Origin of the sequence: Jiangella alba (genome assembly GCF_900106035.1) — a bacterium.
In the GTDB taxonomy this organism is placed as follows: Bacteria; Actinomycetota; Actinomycetes; order Jiangellales; family Jiangellaceae; genus Jiangella; species Jiangella alba.
Genome location: NZ_FNUC01000003.1, coordinates 1,402,550 through 1,425,534 on the forward strand (window position 1 = coordinate 1,402,550; position 22,985 = coordinate 1,425,534).

The window sequence follows — 22,985 nt, forward strand, 5'->3', positions numbered from 1 at the left end:
GCTCAGTGAGGAGCAAGGCAATGAGATCCCTACGGCACTCCGCGATCGTGGCCACCGCACTGCTCGGCCTGCTCGGAGCCACGGCATGTGGCGCCGACACCGACTCCACCGGCGGCGGTGGTGATGAGGCCGGCGGCGGAGCGATCGCCGTGGCCGGGCAGTTCCCCACCGAGTCCATCGACCCGAACGGGCCCCTGGCCATCGACGGCGGCACCCGGGTCGCGTCGATCCAGCTGTACAGCCCCTTGCTGCAGACGATCGGCCCCGGCGAGTTCGAGGGCAAGGTCGCGGAGACCTGGGAGATCAACGAGACCGCGACGCAGTTCACCTTCACGCTGCGCGACGGCATCTCGTTCTCCGACGGCTCGCCGATCACCGGCGCCGATGTGGCCGCATCGTTCGAGCGCACCGTCGCGTCCGACAGCCCGTTCTCCGCGAACTTCGTCGATGTTACCGTCGAGTCGACCGACACCACGGTGACGTTCACCACGGCCGCGCCCGACCCGGCCCTTCCGGCCAAGCTGACCGGGCTCATGATCACCCCGGCCAGCGCCACCGAGGACAGCTACCTGGACACGCCGGTCACCTCGGGCCCGTTCCAGGTCGAGTCGTTCACCCCTGGCGGCGAACTCGTCATGGTGCCCAACGAGAACTACTGGGGTGACCAGCCGAAGATCGACGAGCTCACCATCCGGTCGATCCCCGAGGTCGCGGCGAGGGTCACCGCCTTGGAGACGGGCGAGCTCGACGTCATCTGGGGCATCTCCGACGACCAGGTGAAGCAACTCGGCGGCAACACCGAGGTCGAGGTCCTGTCCGCGGTCGGCTCCAACGTCACCACCATGTGGATGAACGCCTCCACGCCGGCGCTGGCGAGCGCGGAGGTGCGGCGGGCGCTCTGGCAGGCCGTCGACTTCGAGAAGAAGATCGATGCGCTCTACCCGGAGAGCGGCGAGCCCGCCGACTCCGTCGTCGCCCCCACGGTGTTCGGGTACGCGCCGCAGGAGCCGGTGGTCTACGACCCCGAGGCGGCGAAGCAGGCGCTGATCGACGCGGGCTTCGACTTCGACACGACGTTGCGCTTCCACTTCTCCCAGGCCCAGTTCCGGCAGTGGGTGGACTCGGTCGTGGCCGATCTCGCCGCCGTCGGCGTTCAGGCCGAGGCGCTGGAGAAGGAACAGGCCGTCTACACCGAGGACCTGCTGGCGCTGAACTGGGACATCAACATCCAGCAGGTCGGCACGCTCGGGCTGGACGCCTCGTACAACCTCGGCCGGCTCTACACCTGCGCCGCGGAGCGGACCGGCTACTGCAACCCCGAGCTGGACGAGATGCTGCGGCGGGCCGGCACCTCCGTCGATCCGGCCGAGCGGGAGGCGGCCTACGCCGAGGCGACGGAGCTGATCTGGACCGAGGCCGTGGGCATGTACCCCATGTTCGTGAAGAACCTCTTCGCCACTCGGACGTCGGTGTCCGGCTTCGAGCCCGACGGAGAGGGACTGCCACGATTCGACACGGTCTCGGTTGATGAGTGACGGGCACCTCCGGGTCAGGGATCTGACGATCATGCTGCCCGGCCCGCGCGGCATGGCCGACGTGGTCGACGGCGTCTCCTTCGACATGGCCGAAGGCCGGACGACCGGCCTGATCGGTGAGTCCGGGAGCGGGAAGTCGCTGACGGCGATGGCCCTGGTCGGACTGATCCCCGAGACCGGCGTGGTCAGCGGGCAGGTGCTCCTGGGCGAGGAGAACCTGCTCGAGGCCGGCCGGGCGCGGATCAGGCAGGTCCGGGGGACCGAGATCTCGGTCGTGTTCCAGGACCCGTCGACCGCGCTCAACCCGACCATGTCCATCGGCGACCAGGTCGGCGAGATCCTGCGGGGCCGAGGCGTGTCCCGGAGTCAGGCGCGGGTGCGGGCGGCGGAGCTGCTCGACCACGTCGGCATTCCGGACGCGGCGGCCCGCGTGGGCGCCTACCCCCACGAGTTCTCCGGCGGCATGCGGCAGCGGGCGATGATCGCCCTCGCGCTCGCCGGCCGGCCGAGGTTCATCCTGGCCGACGAGCCGACGACGGCACTGGACGTCACCGTGCAGGCGCGGATCCTCGCTCTGCTCGGCCGCCTGCGCGACGAGGACCACCTGTCCATGTTGCTGGTCAGCCACGACCTGCGGGTGATGTCGCACGTCGCGGACGAGCTCGTCGTCATGTACGCCGGGCGGGTCTGCGAGCGCGGCGGGGCCAAGGCGGTGCTCAACGGGCCGCTGCATCCCTACACCGACGCCCTGGTGCGCAGCGTTCCCTCGGTGCACGTCAGCTCGGCGATCGCCGACCCGCTGCCAGGCAGCCCGGCCAACCCGTTCGACCGGCCGGCGGGGTGCCCGTTCAATCCGCGCTGCCCGCGCGCGGAGGACCGGTGCCGGACCGAGGTGCCGGCGTTGCGCGAGATCGCACCGGGCCGTCTCAGCGCCTGCCACCTCGCGGAGGAACTGACATGACCGCTGCTGCCGGCCTGAGGATCACCGACCTCACGGTGACCTACCCCGGGCCTCGCGCCGGCGGTCTCGTCGGCCGGCGGACGCCGATCACCGCGGTCGACGCCGTCAGCCTCGACGTCGCGCCGGACGAGACCGTCGCCCTCGTCGGGGAGTCGGGGTCCGGGAAGTCCACGATCGCCCGCGCGGTCGTGGGGCTCGTCCCCGCGTCGGGGGGCTCCATCGACTTCGACGGAGCGTCGCTGCTGAACCTGCGTCCCCGGGACCAGTGGGCGCGGCGGAACATCGCGATGATCTTCCAGGATCCCCGGTCCGCGCTGAACCCGCGCCTCTCCGCGGCGGCCTCCATCGGCGAGGCCTGGGAGGCGCACCCCGACGTCGCTCCCGAGGGCGTGCGCCGTGATCAGCGACGGCGACGGGCGGCCGTCGTCGACCTGCTGGCCCAGGTCGGGCTCGATCCCGACGTGGCGGGGAAACGCCCGACGGCGCTGTCCGGCGGGCAGTGCCAGCGGGTGAGCATCGCTCGCGCGCTGGCACTCAGCCCGAAGCTGCTCATCTGCGACGAGGCGGTGTCGGCCCTCGACGTCTCGGTGCAGGCGCAGGTGCTGCAGCTCCTGGTCCGCGTCCGCGAGGCGCGCTCGCTGTCGATGCTCTTCATCACCCACGACCTCGGGGTGGTGCGTCAGGTCGCCGACCGCGTCGCCGTGATGCGCCGCGGCGAGCTGGTCGAGAGCGCCGACGTCCACACGCTGTTCACCGCACCGCAGCACGACTACACCCGGGAACTCCTCGCCGCCGCCGTCGACCTCGACGTGAGGAGCTGACCACCGCACGGCACGTCCTCGTCCGCAGTGAGACCACCCAAGGAGAAGGACACATGACCGATCGCATCAACCGACGCATGATGATCCGTTCCGCCGCCGGCGCGGGTGTCGTGGGCGTCGGCGGGCTCGCGCTGGGCGGGACCGCCCACGCCGAGACGGCACCGCCGAGCCTTGTCGAGGCCGACGGCACGCCGGTGCTGACGCCGCAGCAGTTCGGCGCCGTCGGCGACGGCGTGGCCGACGACACCGCCGCGATCCAGGCGGCGATCGACGCCGCCCGGTCGCAGCTCAACAAGATCGTCGTCCTCCCGCCCGGGCAGTACAAGGTCACGTCGACGATCGTCGTCGGTGACCACGAGTACGAGACCCCCGGCGAGCACCTCAACCGCTTCGTCCTGCGCGGGTACGGCATGTTCGGCGAGGAGTCGTCGAAGATCACCTTCCACCACGACGGCGTCGGCATCCGGTGGGAGTCGTCACTCGGCGGTGTCCACGGCATCGCGTTCGACGCTCCGGTGAAGACGGCGAACAACGTCGCGCTCCACGTCGCCCGCAACTCGGCGAACACCGACGACACCGACGTCACCATCGTCGAGTGCTCGTTCCTGCGTTTCCAGCGCGCCATCGAGAGCGTCGGCCGCGGCTTCCTGTTCACCAAGAACAAGATCGCCGTCTGCACCACGGGCATCACCATCTCGTGGCCGGCGGGTGAGATCCCGGGCGGCGAGGTCCACAAGCTGCCGTACGGCCTGCGCAAGTGGCTGATCACCGACAACCACTTCCACTCGAACTTCGACGCGATCATCTTCAACGGCGCCCCGGACGGCGAGTTCCGCGGCGCGGTGATCAGCAACAACCTGCTCGACATCGGCCGCCGGCTGTTCAAGGGCAGCCTCACCAACTCGACCATCAGCGGCAACGTGGTCGAGAACGGCAACGGCAACGCGATCATCGAGATCGCCTCCGGCGGCCACAACCTCACCATCACCGGCAACGTGATCGGCGGCTTCGACACCACACCGGGGGCACACGAGCCGCCCATCTACGCGATCAGCTTCCTCGCGGGCGTGTCGGCGACGAACGTCACGATCTCGGCGAACACGTTCAACTGGCTCCGTGGCTCGCCCATCGGGTTCGCGGGCTCGGCCGACAAGGTCAGCATCACCGACAACTCGTTCGACCACTACAACCTGGCCAACACCACCGTTCACGGCGCCGTGCGCGTCCAGGGCGACGCCACCCGGTTCGCGATCGTCGGCAACGCCTTCTCGGCCAACCGGAATCCGGCCGGCCTCCCGATCCGGGTCGACGGCACGATGAGCGCGTCCAACGTGGTCGGCAACGTGTTCGAGCAGGGCGCACTGGTCCAGGCCGGCGCGATCGGTGCCGACTCGTTCGTCGAGTCCGCGCCGGGCCGGTTCACGCGACTCGAGGTGGCCGCCGCGAAGGACGCCGCCGCGCGCGTCCACAGCACCGCCACTACCGGCATCGCCGCCGGCGACAGCTACGGCGGCTATCTGGTCGAGAGCGCGCTGGCGACCGGCGCGGGCGCCGGCGTCAAGGGCGGCGTCGAGGTCGTCGCGGCGAACGCGTCCGGCTCGGCGGCCACGAACCTGCTGTGCTCCACGAACTCCACGAACGAGGTGGTGGCCTTCCAGGCCAGTGTGGCGGGCCTGATCCCGCCGGCGGACAACGCCCGCGACATCGGCAGTCCCGACGCCAGCATCCGGACGGTGTACGCCCATGCGACCCGGCTGCATCCGTACACCGTCGACACCCTGCCGCCGGCCGCGGACCTGGCCGGCGCGCTCATCCAGGTCGTCGACGGGCAGGGCGGCACGCCCTGCCTGGCGATGTCGGACGGGACGTCGTGGCGTCGGATGCCCCTCGGGAACGCGGTCAGGTAGGTCGAGCATGGGTGAGAACGGGACCACGGCACCGTGGTGGCGAGACGCGGTGATCTACCAGGTCTACCTCCAGTCCTTCGCCGACGGCAACGCCGACGGAGTCGGCGACGTCGCCGGGCTGCGCAGCCGGATCGGCTACCTGTCGGGGCTCGGGATCGACGCCGTCTGGATCACGCCGTGGTTCCGCTCGCCCCTGCGCGACGCCGGCTACGACGTCGCCGACTACCGCGCCATCCACCCCCGGTACGGGTCGGTGGACGAGGGGCGCGAGCTGATCGACGAGTGCCACGCGGCGGGGATCCGGGTCATCCTCGACATCGTCCCCAACCACACGTCGTCGGATCATCCGTGGTTCGCGGCGGCGCTGAACTCGCCGCCCGGGTCGGCGGAACGGGCCAGGTACCACGTCCGCGCCGGGCGCGACGACGGCACGAGTCCGCCCAACGACTGGCTGAGCGTGTTCGGCGGGCCGGCGTGGACCCGCGTCGACGACGGGGAGTGGTACCTGCACCTGTTCGACTCCTCACAGCCCGATCTGAACTGGGACAGCGCCGAGGTGCGGTCGGAATTCGAGGACATCCTGCGGTTCTGGTTCGACCTCGGTGTCGACGGGTTCCGCATCGACGTCGCCACCGCGCTGGTGAAGGCGCCGGGACTCCCGGACCTCGGGTATCCCGACGGCGCGTTCCTCGCCGACCTGACCCGCGCGGACCACCCGCACCGCGACCGCGACGAGGTCCACGAGATCTATCGCGACTGGCGCAAGCTGGCCGACTCCTACGATCCGCCGCGGATGTTCGCCGCGGAGGCGTGGCTCGACGACCCGGACCGGCTGTCGCGCTATGTCCGGCCCGACGAGCTGCACACCACGCTGAACCTGTACTACCTGAAATCGGCGTGGACGGCGGACGGCATGCGCCGCGCCATCGACGCCTCGATCGCGGCCACGTCGGGTGTGGGGGCGCCGACCACCTGGGCGCTGTCCAACCACGACGTCGAACGTGTGGTCACCCGCTACGGCCGCGACGACACCCGCCGGCGTCCGGGCGTGTCCGGGCCGGAGCTCGGGCCGGTCGACGAGCGGTTGGGCCGCCGCCGGGCCCGGGCCGCGGCCCTGCTGACGCTGGCACTGCCCGGCAGTGTGTACGTCTACCAGGGCGACGAGCTGGGGCTGGCCGACGCGCACGTGCCGGAGCAGGCCCGGCAGGACCCCATCTGGATCAGGTCCAGGGGCCGGCGCTGGGGCCGCGACGGCGCCCGGGTGCCGCTGCCGTGGACGCCGGACGGCGGCTCGTTCGGGTTCGGCGACGACGGCGCCTGGCTGCCGCAACCGCCCGGGTGGGGAGCGCATGCGGTGTCGTCCCAGGCCGGCGACGACTCGTCGTTCCTCGAGCTGTATCGGAGCGCGTTGAGCCTGCGGCGCGCTCATCCGGCTCTGGGCGGGACGGGCGAGGTGCGCTGGTGCGAGGCGCCTCGCGACGACGTCCTCGTGTTCACCCGCGATCCCGGCTTCGGCTGCGTCGTCAACTTCGGACCGGCACCGGCGCCGATCCCCTGGACGGGCGCGTCGTCCTGGTCAGTGACCACGGAACCGGCGAGGGCGAGGTCCCCGCCCACGGCGCCGTCTGGCTGGACCTCCGGCCGGAGGACCGCGCATGACCACGACCGAGCGCCCCAACGTGGTGCTGATCCACTGGCACGACGTCGGCACCCACCTGGGCGCGTACGGCCACGGCGACGTGGCGAGCCCCGCCGTCGACCGGCTGGCGTCCGAGGGGCTCCGGTTCGACCAGGCGTTCTGCACGACCCCGCTGTGCAGCCCGGCCCGCGGGTCGCTGTTCACCGGCCGCTACCCGCACACGAACGGGCTGATGGGTCTGGTCAACCGGGGCTGGGAGTACGCGCCCGGGAGCGGACCGTGCCGTCGTTGCTGTCCGAGCTCGGCTACCGGACCGCCCTCATCGGCCAGCAGCACGAGAGCCGCGACCCGTACCGGCTCGGGTTCGACGAGGTCCATCCCTGGCTCGCGGGTCCGGCCCGGTGCGGGCCGGTGTCGCAGCGGGCGGTGGAGTGGCTGGAGGCGGCGCCGGGTGAGCCGTTCTTCCTCACGGTCGGCTTCTTCGAGACGCATCGCCCGTACCCGGCGGACGGATACCCGCCGGTCGACCCGGCGTCGGTGGAGGTGCCGCCGTACCTGCCGGACAACGAGCACACGAGGGCGGACCTGGCCGGCTTCCTCGGTTCGATCCGTGTCGCCGACGCCGCGACCGGCCGCGTCGTCGACGCCGTCGAGCGGGCCGGTCTGGCCGACTCGACCCTGCTGCTGTTCACCACCGATCACGGGATCGCGTACCCGCGGGCGAAGGGCACGTTGTACGACCCCGGCATCCGGGTGGCGTTCGTCGCCCGGCCGCCGCGGTCGTGGGGGGTCGCGCCGGGGGCTCCGGACGGGCTGCTCAGTCACGTGGACGTGCTGCCGACCCTGGTCGAGCTGGCCGGCGGGCCGGTTCCGCCGTCCGTCCAGGGGCAGAGCTTCGCCTCCGTGCTGCGCGGCGAACCGGGCCGGCGGCGCACGGAGGTCTTCGCCGAGAAGAACTACCACGACGAGTACGACCCGATCCGGGGCATCCGCACCGACCGGTACGCGTACATCCGCACCCTCGAGCCGGGCACGCCGCCGCGGCTGTCGGGTGACATCGAGCGCGGCCCGGTGCGGCTGGGCCTGGGCGAGGAGCAGCTGCGGCCGCGGCCGGCCGAGGAGCTCTACGACCTCGACGACGATCCGTGGCAGCTGTGCGACCTCGCCGGTGACCCGTCGTACGCGGAGGTCAAGGCGGGCCTCGCCGCGCGTCTCGACGCGTGGATGAGCGAGACGAACGACCCGGTGCTGGCCGGACGCGTGGCCGCTCCGAGCGGTTCCCTCGACGAAGGGCCGGTGCCGCGATGACCGACCGGCCGAACATCGTGCTGGTGGTGATGGACGACCTCGGCTACGGCGATCTGAGCTGCATGGGGAACACGATCCTGCGCACGCCGCGGATCGACTCGATCGCCGCCGAGGGCATCGCGCTACGGCACATGTACGCGGCGTCGGCCGTGTGCACGCCTTCGCGGGCGGCGTTGCTGACCGGCCGGTATCCGCAGCGGGTCGGTCTGGTGAAGGTGCTGAACCCGCGTCACGACACCGGCCTGTCGTCGTGGGAGTACACGGTGCCGGAGCTGCTGCGCGACGCCGGCTACCGGACGGCGATGTTCGGCAAGTGGCATCTGGGCCGCCGGCCGGAGCACTACCCGACCCGGCATGGCTTCGACGAGTACGCCGGGCTGCTGTACAGCAACGACATGCATCCGGTGGAGCTGTTCGAGGGCGAGGAGGTCGTCACCGCCGACGTCGACCAGGCGGCGCTCACCCGCGCGTACACCGACCACGCCATCGCCTTCATCGAGCGGCACGCCGACCGCCCGTTCTTCGTCTACCTCGCGCACACGATGCCGCACATCCCGCTGCACGTGGAGGACGAGTTCAGCGGCCGGTCGGCGGGCGGCAGGTACGGCGACGTCGTCGAGAGCCTGGACCACCACGTCGGACGCCTGCTCGACCGGCTCGACGACCTCGGCCTGGCCGACGACACCCTCGTCATGGTGACCAGCGACAACGGGCCGTGGTTCGAGGGCAGCACCGGCGGGCTGCGCGGCACCAAGCTGCACACGTACGAGGGCGGGATCCGGGTGCCGTTCGTCGCGCGGTGGCCGGGGCGGATCCCCGCCGGTGTGGTGTCCGACGAGCCGGTGTGCCTGTTCGACCTGCTGCCGACACTGGCCGGGCTGGCCGGTGCAACGGTGCCGGAGGACCGGCCGATCGACGGCACCGACGTCACGGCCGTCCTCACGGGCGGCGGGTCGCGGGCGGAACCGCGGCCGTTGTTCTTCTTCCACTGGTGGACGCTCAACGCCGTCCGGTGGGGCCGGTGGAAGCTGCACCTCGACCGGTTCCCCCGCGATCCGAGCCGGGCCCAGGACAAGGAGCTGCCGCAGCTGTTCGACCTCGAGCTCGACCCGGCCGAGACCTACGACCTGAAAGACCGCCACCCCGACGTCCTCGACCACCTCACCGGCCTCGCCGCACGTTTCGAGGCCGAGATGGTCGCCCAGCGCGAGGCCGCCGAAGCGCGCGCGGCCGGCCGCTGACTCCGACCACGAAAGGCCATCATGGAGCTGCAGCTGTCCGGAATGATTCCTCCCGTCGTCTCGCCGCTGACCCCGGATCACCGTCCGGACATCGGCGCCGTGCGGCGGCTCACCGCGCACGTCCGGGACGGCGGCGCGTCAGCGCTGTTCGTCCTCGGCTCCTGCGGTGAAGGGCCGACCCTCGAGCCGGCGGTCGCCAGCGGGATCACGCGGGCCTACGTCGAGGCCGTCGCCGGGTCCGTTCCGGTGCTCGCCGGTGTCGGCGAGACGAGCACGGAGCGCGCTCTGCGGGCCGCCCGGGAGTTCGAGCAGCTCGGTGTCGACGCGCTGGTGGTGATGGCACCCATGTACTTCGACACCGACACCGACGGCGCGGTCGTCCGGCACGTCACCGCCCTCGCGGAGGCGACGAGCCTCCCGCTCGTCGTCTACAACATCCCGCACCTGACCCACCACCCGATCACGCCCCGGGCGCTTCGGGAGGTCGCCGCCATCGACTCCGTCGTGGCGCTCAAGGAATCGTCGGGGGAGTGGGACACCTACGCCGCGCTGGCCGAGGCCGCGAGCGCCGCGGGGCTTCGGGTGTTCCAGGGCGCCGAGGCGCTCATCGCCCGCAGTCTCGCCGCCGGGGCCGACGGCGCCGTACCCGGGATCGCCAACGTGGTCCCCGGCCTCGCCGCCAGGCTCGTCGACGCCGGCCTGAGCGGCGACTCGACGCAGGCGGCGGCGCTGCAGGCCCAGCTCGACGACGTGTGCGGGGTGTATCGATCCGGGTTCTGGCTGACCTCACTCAAGGCCGCCCTGACCGAGCTCGGGATCATCGGCTCGACCGCCGGCCAGGCGCTCACCCCGCCCGACGCGGACGGACTGACCGAGGTGCACCGCGTCCTGGTGGCGACCGGACTGGTGGAGGTGCCCGCCTGACGCCTCGTGGCCGGACGTGCTGACCCGTGGCGTCGGCGGCCACGTCGTCAGGGCGTGAGCTGGGGGATCGGCACCACCGTTCCGGCCCGCGCCGACTCCTGGGCGGCCAGCACGATGCGCAGGGTCCGCAGCCCGGCCGCGCCGTCGGGCTGGGGAGCGTGGCCGGACCGGACGCCGTCGAGGAAGTGGCCGAGCATCGCGCGGTCGAGGTCGGACCCGAGCGACAGCCAGGCCGGCCCGCCACCGGCGTAGCCGCCGACGTGGGTGCCGAACGGGTCGATGTCCGCGACGCCCTCGGTGCCGACGACCTGGAGGGTGAGGCCGCCCCAGTTCGGCGCGCTGCTGGGGTGGCTCCACGAGCAGTCGATGGTGGCGATGGTGCCGTCGGCATAGGTGACGGAGACCAGGCCGCCGGTCTCGACGCCGTTGATCGGCTGGTCCGCGTGCAGGATCCGGTTGGTGACCGCGCGCACCTCGACCGCCGGCTGCTCCAGGAGCGCGTCGAGCAGGTCGGCCACGTGCACGACGTGGTCGACGAGGGCGCCGCCGCCGGACAGCTCCGGCTGCGTGAACCAGGCGCGGTCGCCGATCGGGATGTGGCCGTTGTTCGTCCCGGTGGCGGACAGGACCGTGCCGAGCCGGCCGCCGGCGTGCAGGGCCTTCAGGGCCGCGAACTCGGTGCTGAACCGCACCGGGTAGGCGGTCATGAGGAACGTGCCGGCGCGCTCGCACGCCTCGATCATCGCCTCGGCGTCGGCGGCGGTCGTCGCCAGCGGCTTCTCGCACAGGACGTGCGCGCCGGCGGCAGCGGCCCGCACCGTCAGGTCACGGTGCCGGCTGTTCTCCGCGCAGACGACGACGGCGTCGGGCTGCCAGGCCAGCGCGTCGTCGTAGCTGTCGGCGTAGGCGACGCCGAGCTGGTCGGCCAGCGCCCGCCCGCGCAGCTCGCCCGGCGGCGCCGTGGCGCCGTCCGGGTCGGTGGCGAGCAGCTCGATCCCGGGCCAGTCGGACAGCAGCGACGCGTACGAGGTGGCGTGCACGTGGGCGAACGACAGCAGCGCGACCTTCATGCGATCTCCTCCAGCAGCTCAGCGGTGTCGAGGCGCACCGGCGTGCCGGACCGCAGCGAGTCGAGCGCGGCGGTGGCCAGCCACACCGCGACGGCGCCGTCGGCGGCGCTCACCCGGGGCGCGGGCCCGCCGGCGACCGCGCCAGCGAACTCGCGCAGTTCGGTGAGGTAGGGGCTCTCGCCGGTCGGCGCCTCCGGGTGGTCCTCGCCGCCGGCGGGCACCGGCGCGAGGTCGAGCCGGACCGCCGGGGTGACGGCGCTGTCGTAGCGGAGCACGCCGTCGTCGCCGGCGACGTGGAACGACGTGCGGAACCCGAGGTGCGGCGGGCCCCACAGACCCTGGACGTGGCTGAGCGCGCCGGAGGCGTGGGTCAGCGTGACGTGCGCGACCTGCAGGGGGTGGCCGTCGCGCTCGGCGGTGTGCGCGCGGGCGAACACCTCGACGACCTCGCCGGCGACCCAGCGGGCGATGTCGAGATCGTGGATCATCTGGTCCATCAGCAGGCCGCCGGACTCGGCGACGTCGGAGAACCACGGCGCCCACGAGGGGAACATGCCGCCTCGGCTGAACCGGAGCACCGCGGGCCGGCCGATGCGCCCGGCGGCCACGGCGGCCCGCATCGCGGCGTACTCGGGGAAGTAGCGCACGACGTGGCCGGGATACAGGGGGAGACCCGCGGCGGCGGCCTGACGCACGAGGCCGGCGGCGTCGGCGCCGGTGCGGGCGAGCGGCTTCTCGCACACCACGGCCCGCCCGGCGTCGAGGGCCTGGCGGACGATGTCGCGGTGGGTGGGGGTGGGGGTGACGACGTCGACGAGATCGGCCCGGCCGAGCAGGTCGTCGAGCGACGCCGCGACCGTGCCGCCGTACTGCGCGGCCAGCCGTTCGGCGCCGTCGAGCGACGTGACCAGCAGTTTCGCGCCGAGCGCGCGCCAGGCGGCGGCGTGGGCGTGGGAGATGCCGCCGGCCCCGACCAGGCCGACCGTGAGTTCGGGCATGCACATCCTCATTTGAGTCCGGAGTGGGCGAGTCCGTTGATGACGCGTCGTTGCATCAGCACGAACAGCACCAGGATCGGGGCCATCGCCAGGGCGCTGGCCGCCATCATGACGGAGTAGTCGGTGGTGATGCGACCGCTCAGGGTGGCGATGCCGGCGGCCAGCGGCATGTTCTCCGCGTTCGTCGCGACCACCAGCGGCCACAGCAGGTCGTTCCAGGACCACAGCACGGTGATGATGGCGAGCGCGCCGAGGCTGGGCCCGGCCAGCGGCAGCATGACGCTGCGGAAGACGCGCAGCGGGTTGGCGCCGTCGAGCCGCGCCGCCTCCTCCAGCTCCCGCGGCATCGAGCGGAACGCCTGCATCATGAGGAACGTCCCGAACGCGCTGAACACGCCCGGTGCGGCGATGCCGAGGATGCTGTTGAGCCAGCCGAGGTCCTGGATGATCTGGTACTGCGGGATCAGGTACACCTGCGGCGGCACCATGAGGATCGCCAGCACCAGCGCCAGCAGCACGCCGCGCAGCGGGAAGCGCATCCGGGCGAACGCGTACCCGGCCATCGAGCACAGCACCAGCTGCCCGGCGGTCCTGATGACGGTGATGCCGACGGACACCCAGAACTGGCTGAGGAACGGCAGCTTCTCGAAGACGTCGGCGTAGTTGCCCCACTGCACCTGCTCCGGCCAGAACGACGGCGGCACGCTCATGACCTCGGCGTTCGTCGACAGCGAGGTGAGCAGTTGCCAGGCGAACGGGAACACCATGACGACGCCGCCGGTCAGCAGCGCGACGTGCGCCCAGACGTTGGAGCCGTGACGGGTCTCAGACATAGCGCACCCACCTGCGCTGCATCCGGAACTGCAGCAGCGTCACGGCGCCGACCACCACCAGGATCACCATCGCGATCGCGGCGGCGAAGCCCTTGTCGTTGCCGATGAACGCCTCGTTGTAGAAGAGGAAGACCAGCGACTGCGTGTCCGGCAGCGCCGGGTTGCGCGAGCCCATGATCGCGTAGAGCAGGTCGAACAGCTGGAAGCCGTTGATGATGAGGATGACCATCACGAAGAAGATGCTCGGCGTCAGCAGCGGCACCGTGATCGAGCGGAACTGCCGCCACGAGCCGGCGCCGTCCAGTGCGGCCGCCTCGTACAGCTCGGCCGGGATCGTGCGCAGCCCCGCGGACAGGATGATGATGGCGAACCCGAGCGACGTCCACAGGCCGACCACCGCCACCGCGCCGATGGCGAAGCCCGGCGTGGAGGTCCAGTGCCGGCCCTCGATGCCGACGAGGTCCAGCGCCCAGTTCAGCACGCCGAAGTCACCGTTGTAGATGATCCGCCAGACCATCGCGACGGCGGTGGGCATGGCCACGTAGGGCATGAAGTAGAGCACCCGGTAGAACGACGCGAACCGCAGGCCGGGCCGGTTCAGCAGGCTCGCGACCACCATCGCGATCGGGATGCAGCACAGCACGACCGCGGTGTAGACGAGGGTGTTGAGCAGCGCCCTCGGCAGGTCGGGGTCGTCGAGCAGCCGGGCGTAGTTCTCCCCGCCCACCCAGGTGGTGCCGCCGAACACGCCCCACTCGGTGAAGCTGTAGTAGCCGGTCTGGACGATCGGCCACAGGTAGAAGACGGCGACGCCGGCCATGGTGGGCAGCACGAACAGCCACGGCCACCAGCCGTCACCGTGCCGCCGCCGGGCGGACCGCCCGGGCGGCGACGCGGCGCGGGCGGGCGCTTCGGTGGTGGCCGTCATTCGCCGGCCAGCTCCTCGTTCATCCGCTCCGCCAGCTCCTGCGCGACCTCCTCGACCGGACGGTCACCGGAGAAGGCCTGCGGCAGCAGCTCGTTCTCCAGCTCGTTCCAGGCGGCGGTGTGAGAGGAGATCGGGTACGGGAAGGCGTACTCGTCGGCGGCCTGCAGGAACACGTCCAGCCCGAAGCTCGGCACCGAGCCGACGAACGCCTCCTGGGTGCCGGTGAACGCCGGGTTCGCGGCGCCCATCTCGGCCTGCGTGCGCTGCGCCTCCTCGCTGCCGAGGTAGGAGAGGAACGCCAGCGCCGCGGCCTTGTGCTCGCTGTCGGCCGACACGGCGTTGGCCAGGCCGTGGATCACGGTGGCGTCGCGCTCGCCGGCCGGCAGCGGGGCGATGGCGAAGTCGGCCGCGTTGGGCGACTCCTTCATCTCGGCGACCGACCAGTTGCCGGACCAGAACATCGCCGCCTTGCCGGAGTTGAACCACACGTTCGCGGTGGTGTCGGAGAGCTGTTGCAGGGTGGGCGACGAGCCGTCGGCGATGAGGTCGGCCCACAGTTGCAGGCCGGCGATGCTGCCCGGGTCGTCGTAGCCGGAGGTGGTGCCGTCCTCGGAGATGACGTGGCCGCCTGCCTGCAGGATCGTGTTGTAGTACGCCTCCTGGCCGCCGACCAGCCCGGCGGCGACGCCGTAGACGCCCTCGGCGGCGAGGGTGTCGCTGATGGTCTTCGCCGCGGTGTGGAAGTCGTCCCAGGTCCAGTCGGCGGTCGGCTCGGCCACGCCGGCCCGGGCGAAGATCGCCTTGTTGTACCAGAGCGCCACCGTGTCGAAGTCCTTCGGAACGGCGTACTGCACGTCCTCGAACGTGTAGAGCTCGTTCAGCGCCTCGGGGTAGTTCGCCGGGTCCACCTCGCCCTGGTCGACGAGCCCGGTCACCGGCTCCAGCAGGTCGTTCGCCGCGTACAGGCGGACGTTCGGGCCGTTCATCCAGAAGATGTCCGGCAGCGTGCCGCTCTCGCCCTGGGTCTGCAGCTTGGTGAAGAACTGCAGGTAGGGCGTGACGTCGATGGTGATCTCGATGTCGGGGTACTCGGCGTTGAAGTCGGCGATGTTCTGCTCCAACGCCGGCACCTGAGTCTCGTCCCAGACGGCGTAGGTCAGCTCGGCCTGGGTGTCCGGCCCGGCGGCGGTGGCGCCGGCATCGGGCTCGTCGTCACCCCCGCCGCAGGCGGTCAAGGCCAGCCCGGCGGCGGCGATGACGACGACGAGGCTCCTGGAGCGGATCATGGCTGATCTCCTTCGGGTGCGTCGGGTGGGGTCAGAAATGCCGCTCGATGTCGGCGCCGGCCGCTGCGACCCGCACGGGCCGGGAACCCGACCGCAGTGACTCGGTGGCCGCGGCAGCGACGGCGACGGCGTCGCGGGCGTCGAGCGGTGTGGACGTGACCGGATCGCCGTGGGCGATCCAGCGGAGGAACTCGTCGACGATGCGCCGGTCGGCGTCGTCGTGGCCGGAGCGGTCGCCCGCGACCGTGTACTCGTGGTCGCCGTACTCGGCGTAGCCGGTGCGCCGGTTCCACACCCGGACGCTGTCGCCGTCTCCGTCGCCGGCGTTCTCCAGCCGTCCCTCGGTGCCGATGACGGTGTAACTGCGCCAGTAGTCCGGGGTGAAGTGACACTGGGCGTAGCTGGCCAGCACCCCGTTGTCCATGCGCATCAGCAGCATCGAGGTGTCCTCGACGTCGACGACGGGGTTCAGCCCGGTCTGCGTCAGGGGCGGCCAGTTGTCGTAGGAGAACCAGTCCGGCATCAGCGTTCCGGCGGGAGCGGACGGGTCCAGCCGGTCGGTGATCTGCCCGTAGACCTGCAGATCGCCCATCGCCACCACGTCGCGGCCGCGCGAGGCGGCCAGCCAGTGGATGACGTCGAGATCGTGGACCGCCTTCTGCAACAGCAGCCCGGTGGAGCGGCTGCGGTCGGCGTGCCAGTCCTTGAAGTAGTAGTCGCCGCCGTTGCCGACGAAGTGGCGGCACCAGACCGTCTTCACCTCGCCGATCTCGCCGCGCTCGATGAGCTCGCGCAGCAGCCTGACGACCCCCATGTGGCGCATGTTGTGGCCGACGTAGAGACGGGTGCCGGTGCGGGCGGCGGCGGCCAGCACGCGGTCGGCCTCGGCCGTCGACGTGGCCAGCGGCTTCTCCAGGTAGACGGCCACGCCGGCCTCGAGCAGGTCGGTCGCGATCCCCGCGTGGGTGTCGTCGGGGCTGATCACGAGCGCCGCGTCGAGGTCGTCGGCGAGCAGGTCCCGGTGGTCCGTGCGGACCGTGACGGCGTCGCCGAACAGCTGCCTGGCCCGGGTCGCGGCGCCGGGGTCCGGATCGGCGACCGCGACGACCCATGCCGGCACGGTGCTGGCGCCGACCGAGGTGGCCAGGGGCGCGCGGGCGCCGACGCCGACGACGCCGATGCGCAGCGGCGGGGTGGTGGAGGTGGTCGCCGCGGTCCGCTGCCGGCCGGCGGCCGGGACGGCCTCGGCCGGTGTCGCCCCGTCCGTCGCCGCCTCGGCCGGGTGGGTCGCCGCCGGGTCCAGCGGCTGCAGCCGCGGCACCTCGTCGTCCTGGCTGCCCAGCAGGTGCGCCGAGCCCAGCTCGAGGGCCCGGATCAGCGCGCCGTACGCGGTGGCGTCGGCGCCGAACATGGACTGCGCGAGCGGCGCGATGGCGACGGCGCGGGCCATGCGCTCGAGTTCGTCGCGCAGCGGGTCGATCAGCAGCGCGCCCGCGGGGGAGAGGCCGCCGCCGATGACCACGACGCTGGGGTCCAGCGCCATCGCGAGCGCCGACACACCGGGCGCGATGCGCCGGGCGTAGCGGCCGATGGCGGCCCGGGCGTCCTCGTCGCCGCCGGAGGCGCGCTGGACGATCGCCTCGATGCCGCCGGCCGCCTCGATCTCGTCGCGCACGGCGCCGGTCTCCCAGTCGCCCCAGCCGGTCCAGGCGAGGTCACCGATCTCGGCCGCGGCGAAGCGGCTGCCGCGGAAGAGCGTGCCGCCGAGCATGACGGCGGCGCCGATGCGGTGACCGATCTGGATGAGCACCATGTCGTCGGCCAGCTCGCCGGCGCCGAGCCGGTGCTCGGCCAGCGCGGCCATGTTGATGTCGTTCTCCAGCTGGACGGGGTGGTCCGCGCCGTGCGCGAACCGGGCCGCGAGCCGCACCCCGGTCCAGTCGGGGATCGGATAGGAGAGGACGACGCGCTCGCCGTCGGTGATGCCCGGCACGGCGACCACCACGGCCGCGAGCCGCTGCTCGGACACTCCGACCCGGGCGAGCAGCTCGGCCTGCACCTGCCGGGCGGCGCGCAGCCGTTCGGCGCCGTTGACGGCCGGGTCGGTCGGCCGGTGCACCGCGGCGCGCACCCGCCCGCCGAGGTCGCAGATCAGGCCGGTGATCATGTGGACGCCGACGTCGATGCCGACGGCGTACCCGGACCCGGCCTGGAACTCGAAGTGGCGGGCCGGCCGGCCCATCCGCCGGGTGCCGTCGCCCGGCGCCGTCGTCTCCCGCACCAGGCCCTGTTCGATCAGCTCGGTGAGGATCGACTCGACGGTCGGGCGCGACAGGCTGGTCACCCGGGCGAGCTCCGCCAGGCTCACCGCGCCCGCGCCGCGCAGCGCCCGAAGACACGCCAGCCGCTTCTGCCGCCGGAGGTCGGTCAGCTGACGCTCGTGCGAGCTGTTCGGGTCGGTCATCGGACTCCTGCCGCTTCGGTTCGAGCCGCTCGAAGGAATTCCGAAAGCTAGCTGCATAAGTCGGCGCTGGCAAGCCCCTGCGACCGGTTGGACGGCATCTTCTCTGGTCAGGAGCCCAGAAGAGTTTTTCGCACTGGCGTGAAGAAGTGGCGCTCAAGTGCGTGCGGGGGTCGCTCCTACGACCACGAGCGGCCGGCCTTCACCGCCGCGGCGAGGAATCGTCCTGGCCGGATCGACCAGCGCTCAGCCCGTCACTCCGGGCCGAAGTCATGCGCGAGCTGCGCGTCGAGCGCGGCCTCGATCTGGTCGCTGGCGAGAGGGTGCAGGAGGGCGGTGTTCTCGCCGAGCACCTTGGTGAACTTGGCCGCCATCGTCGCGTCGATCTCGGCGACCACCTGCCGGCCCTTCTCGGTGGCGGTGTAGTAGACGCCGCGACGGTCGGTCTCGGCCGTCGTGCGCTCGATCAGGCCCATGCGCTCGAGACCCGAGGTCAGCGACGCGATGGCCGGCCGGCTGGTCGACGTGTAGGTGGCGATCTCGTGGGCGCGGCGCCGGTCGTCGACCAGGATGCTCAGCCCGCGGTACTGCGGCAGCGTCAGCCCTCCGTCGTCGCAGACCTGCTGCGCCAGGCGCGCCAGCCGGATCGTGGTGCGGATCGCGGCGACGAGTGGGTCGGGCGGGGGATTCATGCGGCAGCACCTCGTAGGACGGTGGATCCAGGCTAGCGGCTGATCTCACTCCGGTTGCGGTGGACGGGCCGGCGTGGTCGTCCCCACGACTCCGGCGGCGATCAGCGCGTCGACGGTGTCGCCCCCGAGGCCGAGTCCGCGCAGGATCGACCGGGAGTGCTCACCCAGCCGCGGTGGCGGCAGGACGATCGCGCCCGGGGTGGTGCTGAAGTCGATGGGGACGTCGGCCATGGGCATCGGGCCGATGCCGGGGACGTCCACCTGGGTGATCATCGCACCGGCCCGGACCTGAGGGTGGTCGACGATCTTGTCGATCGGGTTGACCAGGGTGCACGCGACGCCGGCCTTCACCATGACCTCCTCCCAGGCGGCGGCGGGGCGGGTGGCGAAGATCTCGGTCAGCTCGGCGGCCAGGAGCTCACGATGAGCCACCCGCGCGGAGACGGTGCTGAACCGCGGATCGTCGGCCCATGCGGGACGCTCGATCGCCGCGCAGCACGACCGCCACATCGAGTCGTTGAACACGGCGACCACGATCCACTCGTCGGCGGTGGGGAAGGCCTGGTAGGGCACCCCGAACTGGGTGCCGGAACCGTGCCGCCGCGGGGCGTCGCCGCTGGCGAAGTACGACATCAGGTGGTACGAGAGCATGCTGAGCTGGCCCTCCAGCAGCGAGGTCTGGACGTGCTGGCCGCGGCCGGTCTCGTGCCGAACCGAGAGGGCGGCCAGGATGCCCACCGCGGCGAACATGCCGGCGCCGATGTCGGCGACGGAGATGCCCATCTTCGCGGGTGCGCCGCCGGCCTCGCCGGTGATGCTCATGCCGCCGGAGAACGCCTGCATGAACAGGTCGTTGGCCGGATCGTGGCGACGCGGCCCGGTGCGCCCGAACCCGCTGATCGAGCAGTACACCAGACGCGGGTTGAGCTCGGCCATGGCCGCATACCCGAGGCCGGCCCGTTCGAGTGCGCCCAGCCGGTAGTTCTCGATCACGATGTCGGCGCCGGCGATCAACTGCTTCGCGATGCCGGCGCCGGCGCCGGACTTGAGGTCAAGGGCGAGGCTGCGCTTGCTGCGGTTGGCCGACGCGAAGTAGTGCGACATCGTGCCGGCGAAGTACGGCGGCCAGTCCCTGCTGTCGTCGCCGCGGTCGGCCCGCTCGATCTTGACGACATCGGCGCCGAGGTCGCCGAGCACCATGCCGCAGAACGGCCCGGCCATGGCGACGCTGATCTCGATCACCTTGAGCCCGTGCAGGGGTCCGGTCATGCTTCTTCTCCTCTTCCGGTGGTCGTGGGCAGTCGCTCGGCCCGGAGCGCGGAACGGCGGACCTTGCCCGAGTCGTCGCGCAGCGGCCGGTCGACGAACTCGAAGACCTTCGGCAGCTTGTAGTGGGCCAGCCGCTCCTTCAGGTAGCCGCGCAGCTGGTCGGGGTCGATCGGGCCGGATTCGACGATGGCGTGGATGCGCTGCCCCAGGTCGTCGTCGGGCAGGCCGATGACCGCGCTGGACCGGATCCGCGGGTGGGAGTCCAGGGCGGCTTCGACCTCGGCCGGATAGATGTTCCGGCCGCGGCACAAGATCATGTCGGTGCGGCGGTCACCGAGGTAGAGGTAGCCGTCGTCGTCGAGGTAGCCCATGTCGCCGAGGCTCTGCCAGCCGTCGCGGGAGGCGTTCTCCTCGGCGCCGACGTATCGGTAGGTGCTGGCCGCGCCGGTGGGTCTGAGGTACACCTCGCCCGTCGTGCCGGACGCCAGTTCGGCCCCCGACTCGGGGTCGAGGATCTTGACCTCGGTTCCGACCGGCCGGCCCACCGAGCCCGGATGAGCGAGCCATTCGGTGCCCGTGATGAAGGTGCCGCCGAGACGCTCGGTCGAGCCGTACGCCTCGTGCATGACGCCGGGACCGACCCATTCGATCCAGTGCCGCATCAGCCACTCGGGGCACGGCGCGCCGGCGGTGAGCACGAACTCGAGCGAGCCGAGGTCGTAGCCGTGCCGCACCGCCTCGGGGAGCCGGGCGATCCGCGACATCATGGTGGGAACGAGCCAGGTTCGGTCGATGTGCTGCTCCTGGATCAGCCGCAGGCACTCCTCGGGGTCGAACCGGTCCAGGACCACCACGGTCGCGCCGGCGAGCAGGCTGCGCCAAGCGGCCGCGAACGGGATGCCGTGGTAGAGCGGCCCGGGAACGAGGCCGCGGGCCCGTGGGGTGAACAGCCGCGCCATCGCGCCGGTGGGGTGGTAGACGGCCGGACTGCCGCTGAGGATCAGCTTGGGCAGACCGGTGCTGCCGCCGGAGGTGAGGGCCCGCTCCACCGCCGAGACGACCGGCGGCAACGGCTCGGTGGAGATGGCGGGGTCGGCGCGGTAGCCCTTCGGCAGCCCCGGCACCTCGGACCGTTCCCCGTCGGGGAGGCCGACGATCAGTGTCGGGCGGGCCCGCTCCAGGATCGCCGTGCGCTCGACGCGCGGCAGCCCGGGCGAGATGGGGTTCGGTGTCGCGCCGAGCTTCCACGCCGCCAGGCCGGCGACGAACCAGTCCGGGCCGTTGGGCAACTCGATCGTGACGTGGTCGCCGGCGCACACGCCGTGGTTGTGGTACACCCGGGCCAGCCTGGTGCTCTCCTCATCCAGTTCGCGGCGCGTGAGGGTCGAGCCGCCGGAGATCACCGCCGCCTCGTCCGGGCCGGCCGCGGCCAGCCCGGCGAGGACCTGGACGAACGGGGTGCCAGCGTCGGTGCCGGTCATCGGTCCTCCGTGCGGTCGGCGGCCGGGGTGAAGGCCGGCAGCGCGACGCCGTCGACGTCGAGCCAGTGCACCGTGACCCGCTGGCCGATGTACGACGTGACCGGCCGGCCGGCGCGGTCGACGATGTGGGTGAGCAGCCGGAAGCCCTCGTCGAGGTCGACCCACGCGACGGTGTACGGCGCCAGGTCCTTGAACGCGGGGTGCAGTGGCCGGCGGACCACCGAACAGGTGTAGACGGTTCCGGCGCCCGCCGACTCGTGCCAGCCGAGGTCGGTGCCGGTGCAGGTGGTGCAGTGCCCGCGCGGGTAGAAGATCACCGTGTCGCAGGCGCGGCAGCGCTGGTAGGTGAGGCGGTGTTCGGCCGCGGCCGCCCAGAACGGGAGCGTGTCGAGGTGCGGGTTCCGGGGGAGCGGCCGGGACGGGGCCTGTGGCGTCATGCGGCCTCCTTCCCCAGTACGACCGTCCCGGAGGCGTGCCGCCGGCCGAGGGTGCCACCGGTGCCGTGAGCCACCGCGATGCTCGCGTCGGTGACCTGCGCGGTCGACTCGCCGCGCAGCTGGCGGACGGCCTCGATGAGCAGGAAGATGCCTCGCTGGCCGGGATGGTTGGAGGACAGCCCGCCGCCGTCGGTGTTGAGCGCGGGCGCGCCCGGCTGGTCGTAGCGCAGCCGCCCGCCCTTGATGTAGTCGCCGGCCTCACCCTTGCCGCAGAAGCCGAGGTCCTCGAGCGCCGACAGGGCGGTGATGGTGAACGAGTCGTAGATCATCGCGATGTCGACGTCCTCGGGGGTGATCCCGGCCTGCTCGAAGGCCGCCGGCCCGGACCGGGCGGCGCCGGTGAGCGTGAGGTCGTCGCCGTTGCGGCGGAACCGCGACGTCTGCCCGGCTCCGAGGACCCAGACCGGCCGGCTGCGGCAGCCGCGCGCGACCGCCTCGGTGGCGAGCAGCACCGCGCCGCCGCCGTCGGACACCATGCAGCAGTCCAGCACCCGCAGCGGATCGGCCACCAGCGGCGAGGACAGGACGTCGTCGACGGTGATCTCGCCCGGTCCCGGGCGGAGCTTCAGCTCGTCGATGGCTCGCACCGCGGCCGGGTTGCGCATGGCGTGGTAGCGGGCGGTGACGGCGATCTCGGCCAGGTCCTCGGCGGTGATGCCGTGATCGTGCAGGTACCGGGCGGCGACCATGGCGTAGTCGGCGACCAGGGTGGAGCCCCAGCAGTCCTCCATGTCCGTCATCGGGTTGTCGGGCTCGGCGCGCACCGAGGCCGAGTCGAGCCCGACCTTGCGCTTCGCGCTGCGAGTGGTGGCGCCGTAGGTCAGCAGTGCGACGTTCGCCCGCCCGGTGCCGAGGTCGGCGAGGGCACGCCCCACCTGGAACTCGTAGGCGCTGCCGCCGACGGCCGTGGTGTCGAGGATCCTGAGGTCGAGGTCGAAGTACTCCGGCATGTACAGCCCGGGCCAGGCCAGACCGTCGCCGGTGTCGTACAGCGCGTCGACGTCGCGCCAGCTCAGCCCGGCGTCGTCGAGGGCCCGGGCGGCCGAGTGCGCCTTGATCCGCAAGGCGTCGACCGTTCCGTCCGTCAGCCGCGACGGGTACTCGTGGATGCCGACGATGGCGACTCGCGTCATG

18 protein-coding genes and 2 pseudogenes are annotated in these 22,985 nt (G+C 72.0%); 9 read left to right on the forward strand and 11 right to left on the reverse strand.

The window, feature by feature from the left end:
• The first annotated feature begins 20 nt into the window (after positions 1-20).
• The 9 genes and pseudogenes from BLV02_RS08950 (at position 21) to BLV02_RS08990 (ending at position 10,336) form a co-directional block, all read left to right on the forward strand.
• A complete protein-coding gene (locus BLV02_RS08950) occupies positions 21-1,535 on the forward strand; it encodes an ABC transporter substrate-binding protein (protein WP_083288503.1) in 1,515 nt (504 codons plus the stop codon).
• The gene (locus tag BLV02_RS08955; protein WP_216094144.1) at positions 1,528-2,496 is read left to right on the forward strand and encodes an ABC transporter ATP-binding protein; all 969 of its coding nucleotides are present in this window, start codon (positions 1,528-1,530) and stop codon (positions 2,494-2,496) included. The genes BLV02_RS08950 and BLV02_RS08955 overlap by 8 nt, the downstream gene beginning before the upstream one ends.
• Positions 2,493-3,317 carry an ATP-binding cassette domain-containing protein gene (locus BLV02_RS08960; RefSeq protein WP_069110845.1) on the forward strand — a complete coding sequence of 275 codons (825 nt, stop codon included), beginning with the start codon at positions 2,493-2,495 and terminating at the stop codon, positions 3,315-3,317. The genes BLV02_RS08955 and BLV02_RS08960 overlap by 4 nt, the downstream gene beginning before the upstream one ends.
• Before the next feature lie 53 nt (positions 3,318-3,370).
• On the forward strand, positions 3,371-5,224 hold the full coding sequence (locus BLV02_RS08965) for a right-handed parallel beta-helix repeat-containing protein (protein WP_069110844.1): 1,854 nt from the start codon (positions 3,371-3,373) through the stop codon (positions 5,222-5,224).
• A 7-nt stretch (positions 5,225-5,231) separates the two neighbouring features.
• Positions 5,232-6,602: pseudogene (locus tag BLV02_RS38505) on the forward strand (alpha-amylase family glycosyl hydrolase); the annotation flags it as partial.
• A gap of 277 nt (positions 6,603-6,879) precedes the next feature.
• Positions 6,880-7,035, forward strand: a pseudogene (locus BLV02_RS38510) (sulfatase); the annotation flags it as partial.
• Positions 7,036-7,037: 2 nt separating this feature from the next.
• Positions 7,038-8,171 carry a sulfatase family protein gene (locus tag BLV02_RS38515; protein ID WP_425432576.1) on the forward strand — a complete coding sequence of 378 codons (1,134 nt, stop codon included), beginning with the start codon at positions 7,038-7,040 and terminating at the stop codon, positions 8,169-8,171.
• The gene (locus BLV02_RS08985; protein ID WP_069110841.1) at positions 8,168-9,412 is read left to right on the forward strand and encodes a sulfatase family protein; all 1,245 of its coding nucleotides are present in this window, start codon (positions 8,168-8,170) and stop codon (positions 9,410-9,412) included. The genes BLV02_RS38515 and BLV02_RS08985 overlap by 4 nt, the downstream gene beginning before the upstream one ends.
• Before the next feature lie 21 nt (positions 9,413-9,433).
• The gene (locus tag BLV02_RS08990; protein WP_069110840.1) at positions 9,434-10,336 is read left to right on the forward strand and encodes a dihydrodipicolinate synthase family protein; all 903 of its coding nucleotides are present in this window, start codon (positions 9,434-9,436) and stop codon (positions 10,334-10,336) included.
• 47 nt (positions 10,337-10,383) lie between these two features.
• Here the strand turns inward: BLV02_RS08990 and BLV02_RS08995 are convergent, their stop codons facing one another.
• From BLV02_RS08995 to BLV02_RS09045, 11 genes are all read right to left on the reverse strand, one after another.
• On the reverse strand, positions 10,384-11,406 hold the full coding sequence (locus tag BLV02_RS08995; RefSeq protein WP_069110839.1) for a Gfo/Idh/MocA family protein: 1,023 nt from the start codon (positions 11,404-11,406) through the stop codon (positions 10,384-10,386).
• Positions 11,403-12,404, reverse strand: a complete 1,002-nt coding sequence (locus tag BLV02_RS09000) for a Gfo/Idh/MocA family protein (protein WP_069111128.1) — start codon at positions 12,402-12,404, stop codon at positions 11,403-11,405. The genes BLV02_RS08995 and BLV02_RS09000 overlap by 4 nt, the downstream gene beginning before the upstream one ends.
• A gap of 8 nt (positions 12,405-12,412) precedes the next feature.
• Positions 12,413-13,237, reverse strand: coding sequence for a carbohydrate ABC transporter permease (locus BLV02_RS09005; RefSeq protein ID WP_069110838.1), 825 nt, complete (start codon positions 13,235-13,237; stop codon positions 12,413-12,415).
• Positions 13,230-14,165, reverse strand: a complete 936-nt coding sequence (locus BLV02_RS09010; RefSeq protein WP_069110837.1) for a carbohydrate ABC transporter permease — start codon at positions 14,163-14,165, stop codon at positions 13,230-13,232. The genes BLV02_RS09005 and BLV02_RS09010 overlap by 8 nt, the downstream gene beginning before the upstream one ends.
• Positions 14,162-15,451, reverse strand: coding sequence for an ABC transporter substrate-binding protein (locus BLV02_RS09015; protein WP_069110836.1), 1,290 nt, complete (start codon positions 15,449-15,451; stop codon positions 14,162-14,164). Before BLV02_RS09015 ends, BLV02_RS09010 begins: the two co-directional genes overlap by 4 nt.
• 31 nt (positions 15,452-15,482) lie before the next feature.
• Complete coding sequence (locus tag BLV02_RS09020; protein WP_176986520.1) at positions 15,483-17,915, reverse strand: ROK family protein; 2,433 nt, start codon at positions 17,913-17,915, stop codon at positions 15,483-15,485.
• Between the two features lie 251 nt (positions 17,916-18,166).
• Positions 18,167-18,604: a MarR family winged helix-turn-helix transcriptional regulator gene (locus tag BLV02_RS09025; RefSeq protein WP_069110835.1), complete on the reverse strand. Its 438-nt coding sequence runs from the start codon at positions 18,602-18,604 to the stop codon at positions 18,167-18,169.
• A gap of 45 nt (positions 18,605-18,649) precedes the next feature.
• A complete protein-coding gene (locus tag BLV02_RS09030) occupies positions 18,650-19,873 on the reverse strand; it encodes a CaiB/BaiF CoA transferase family protein (protein ID WP_069110834.1) in 1,224 nt (407 codons plus the stop codon).
• On the reverse strand, positions 19,870-21,354 hold the full coding sequence (locus BLV02_RS09035; protein WP_069110833.1) for an AMP-binding protein: 1,485 nt from the start codon (positions 21,352-21,354) through the stop codon (positions 19,870-19,872). The genes BLV02_RS09030 and BLV02_RS09035 overlap by 4 nt, the downstream gene beginning before the upstream one ends.
• The gene (locus tag BLV02_RS09040) at positions 21,351-21,791 is read right to left on the reverse strand and encodes a Zn-ribbon domain-containing OB-fold protein (protein WP_069110832.1); all 441 of its coding nucleotides are present in this window, start codon (positions 21,789-21,791) and stop codon (positions 21,351-21,353) included. The genes BLV02_RS09035 and BLV02_RS09040 overlap by 4 nt, the downstream gene beginning before the upstream one ends.
• Positions 21,788-22,984 (reverse strand): thiolase C-terminal domain-containing protein, encoded by a 1,197-nt coding sequence (locus BLV02_RS09045; RefSeq protein ID WP_069110831.1) that lies wholly within the window; start codon positions 22,982-22,984, stop codon positions 21,788-21,790. The genes BLV02_RS09040 and BLV02_RS09045 overlap by 4 nt, the downstream gene beginning before the upstream one ends.
• Between the last annotated feature and the right edge of the window lies 1 nt (position 22,985).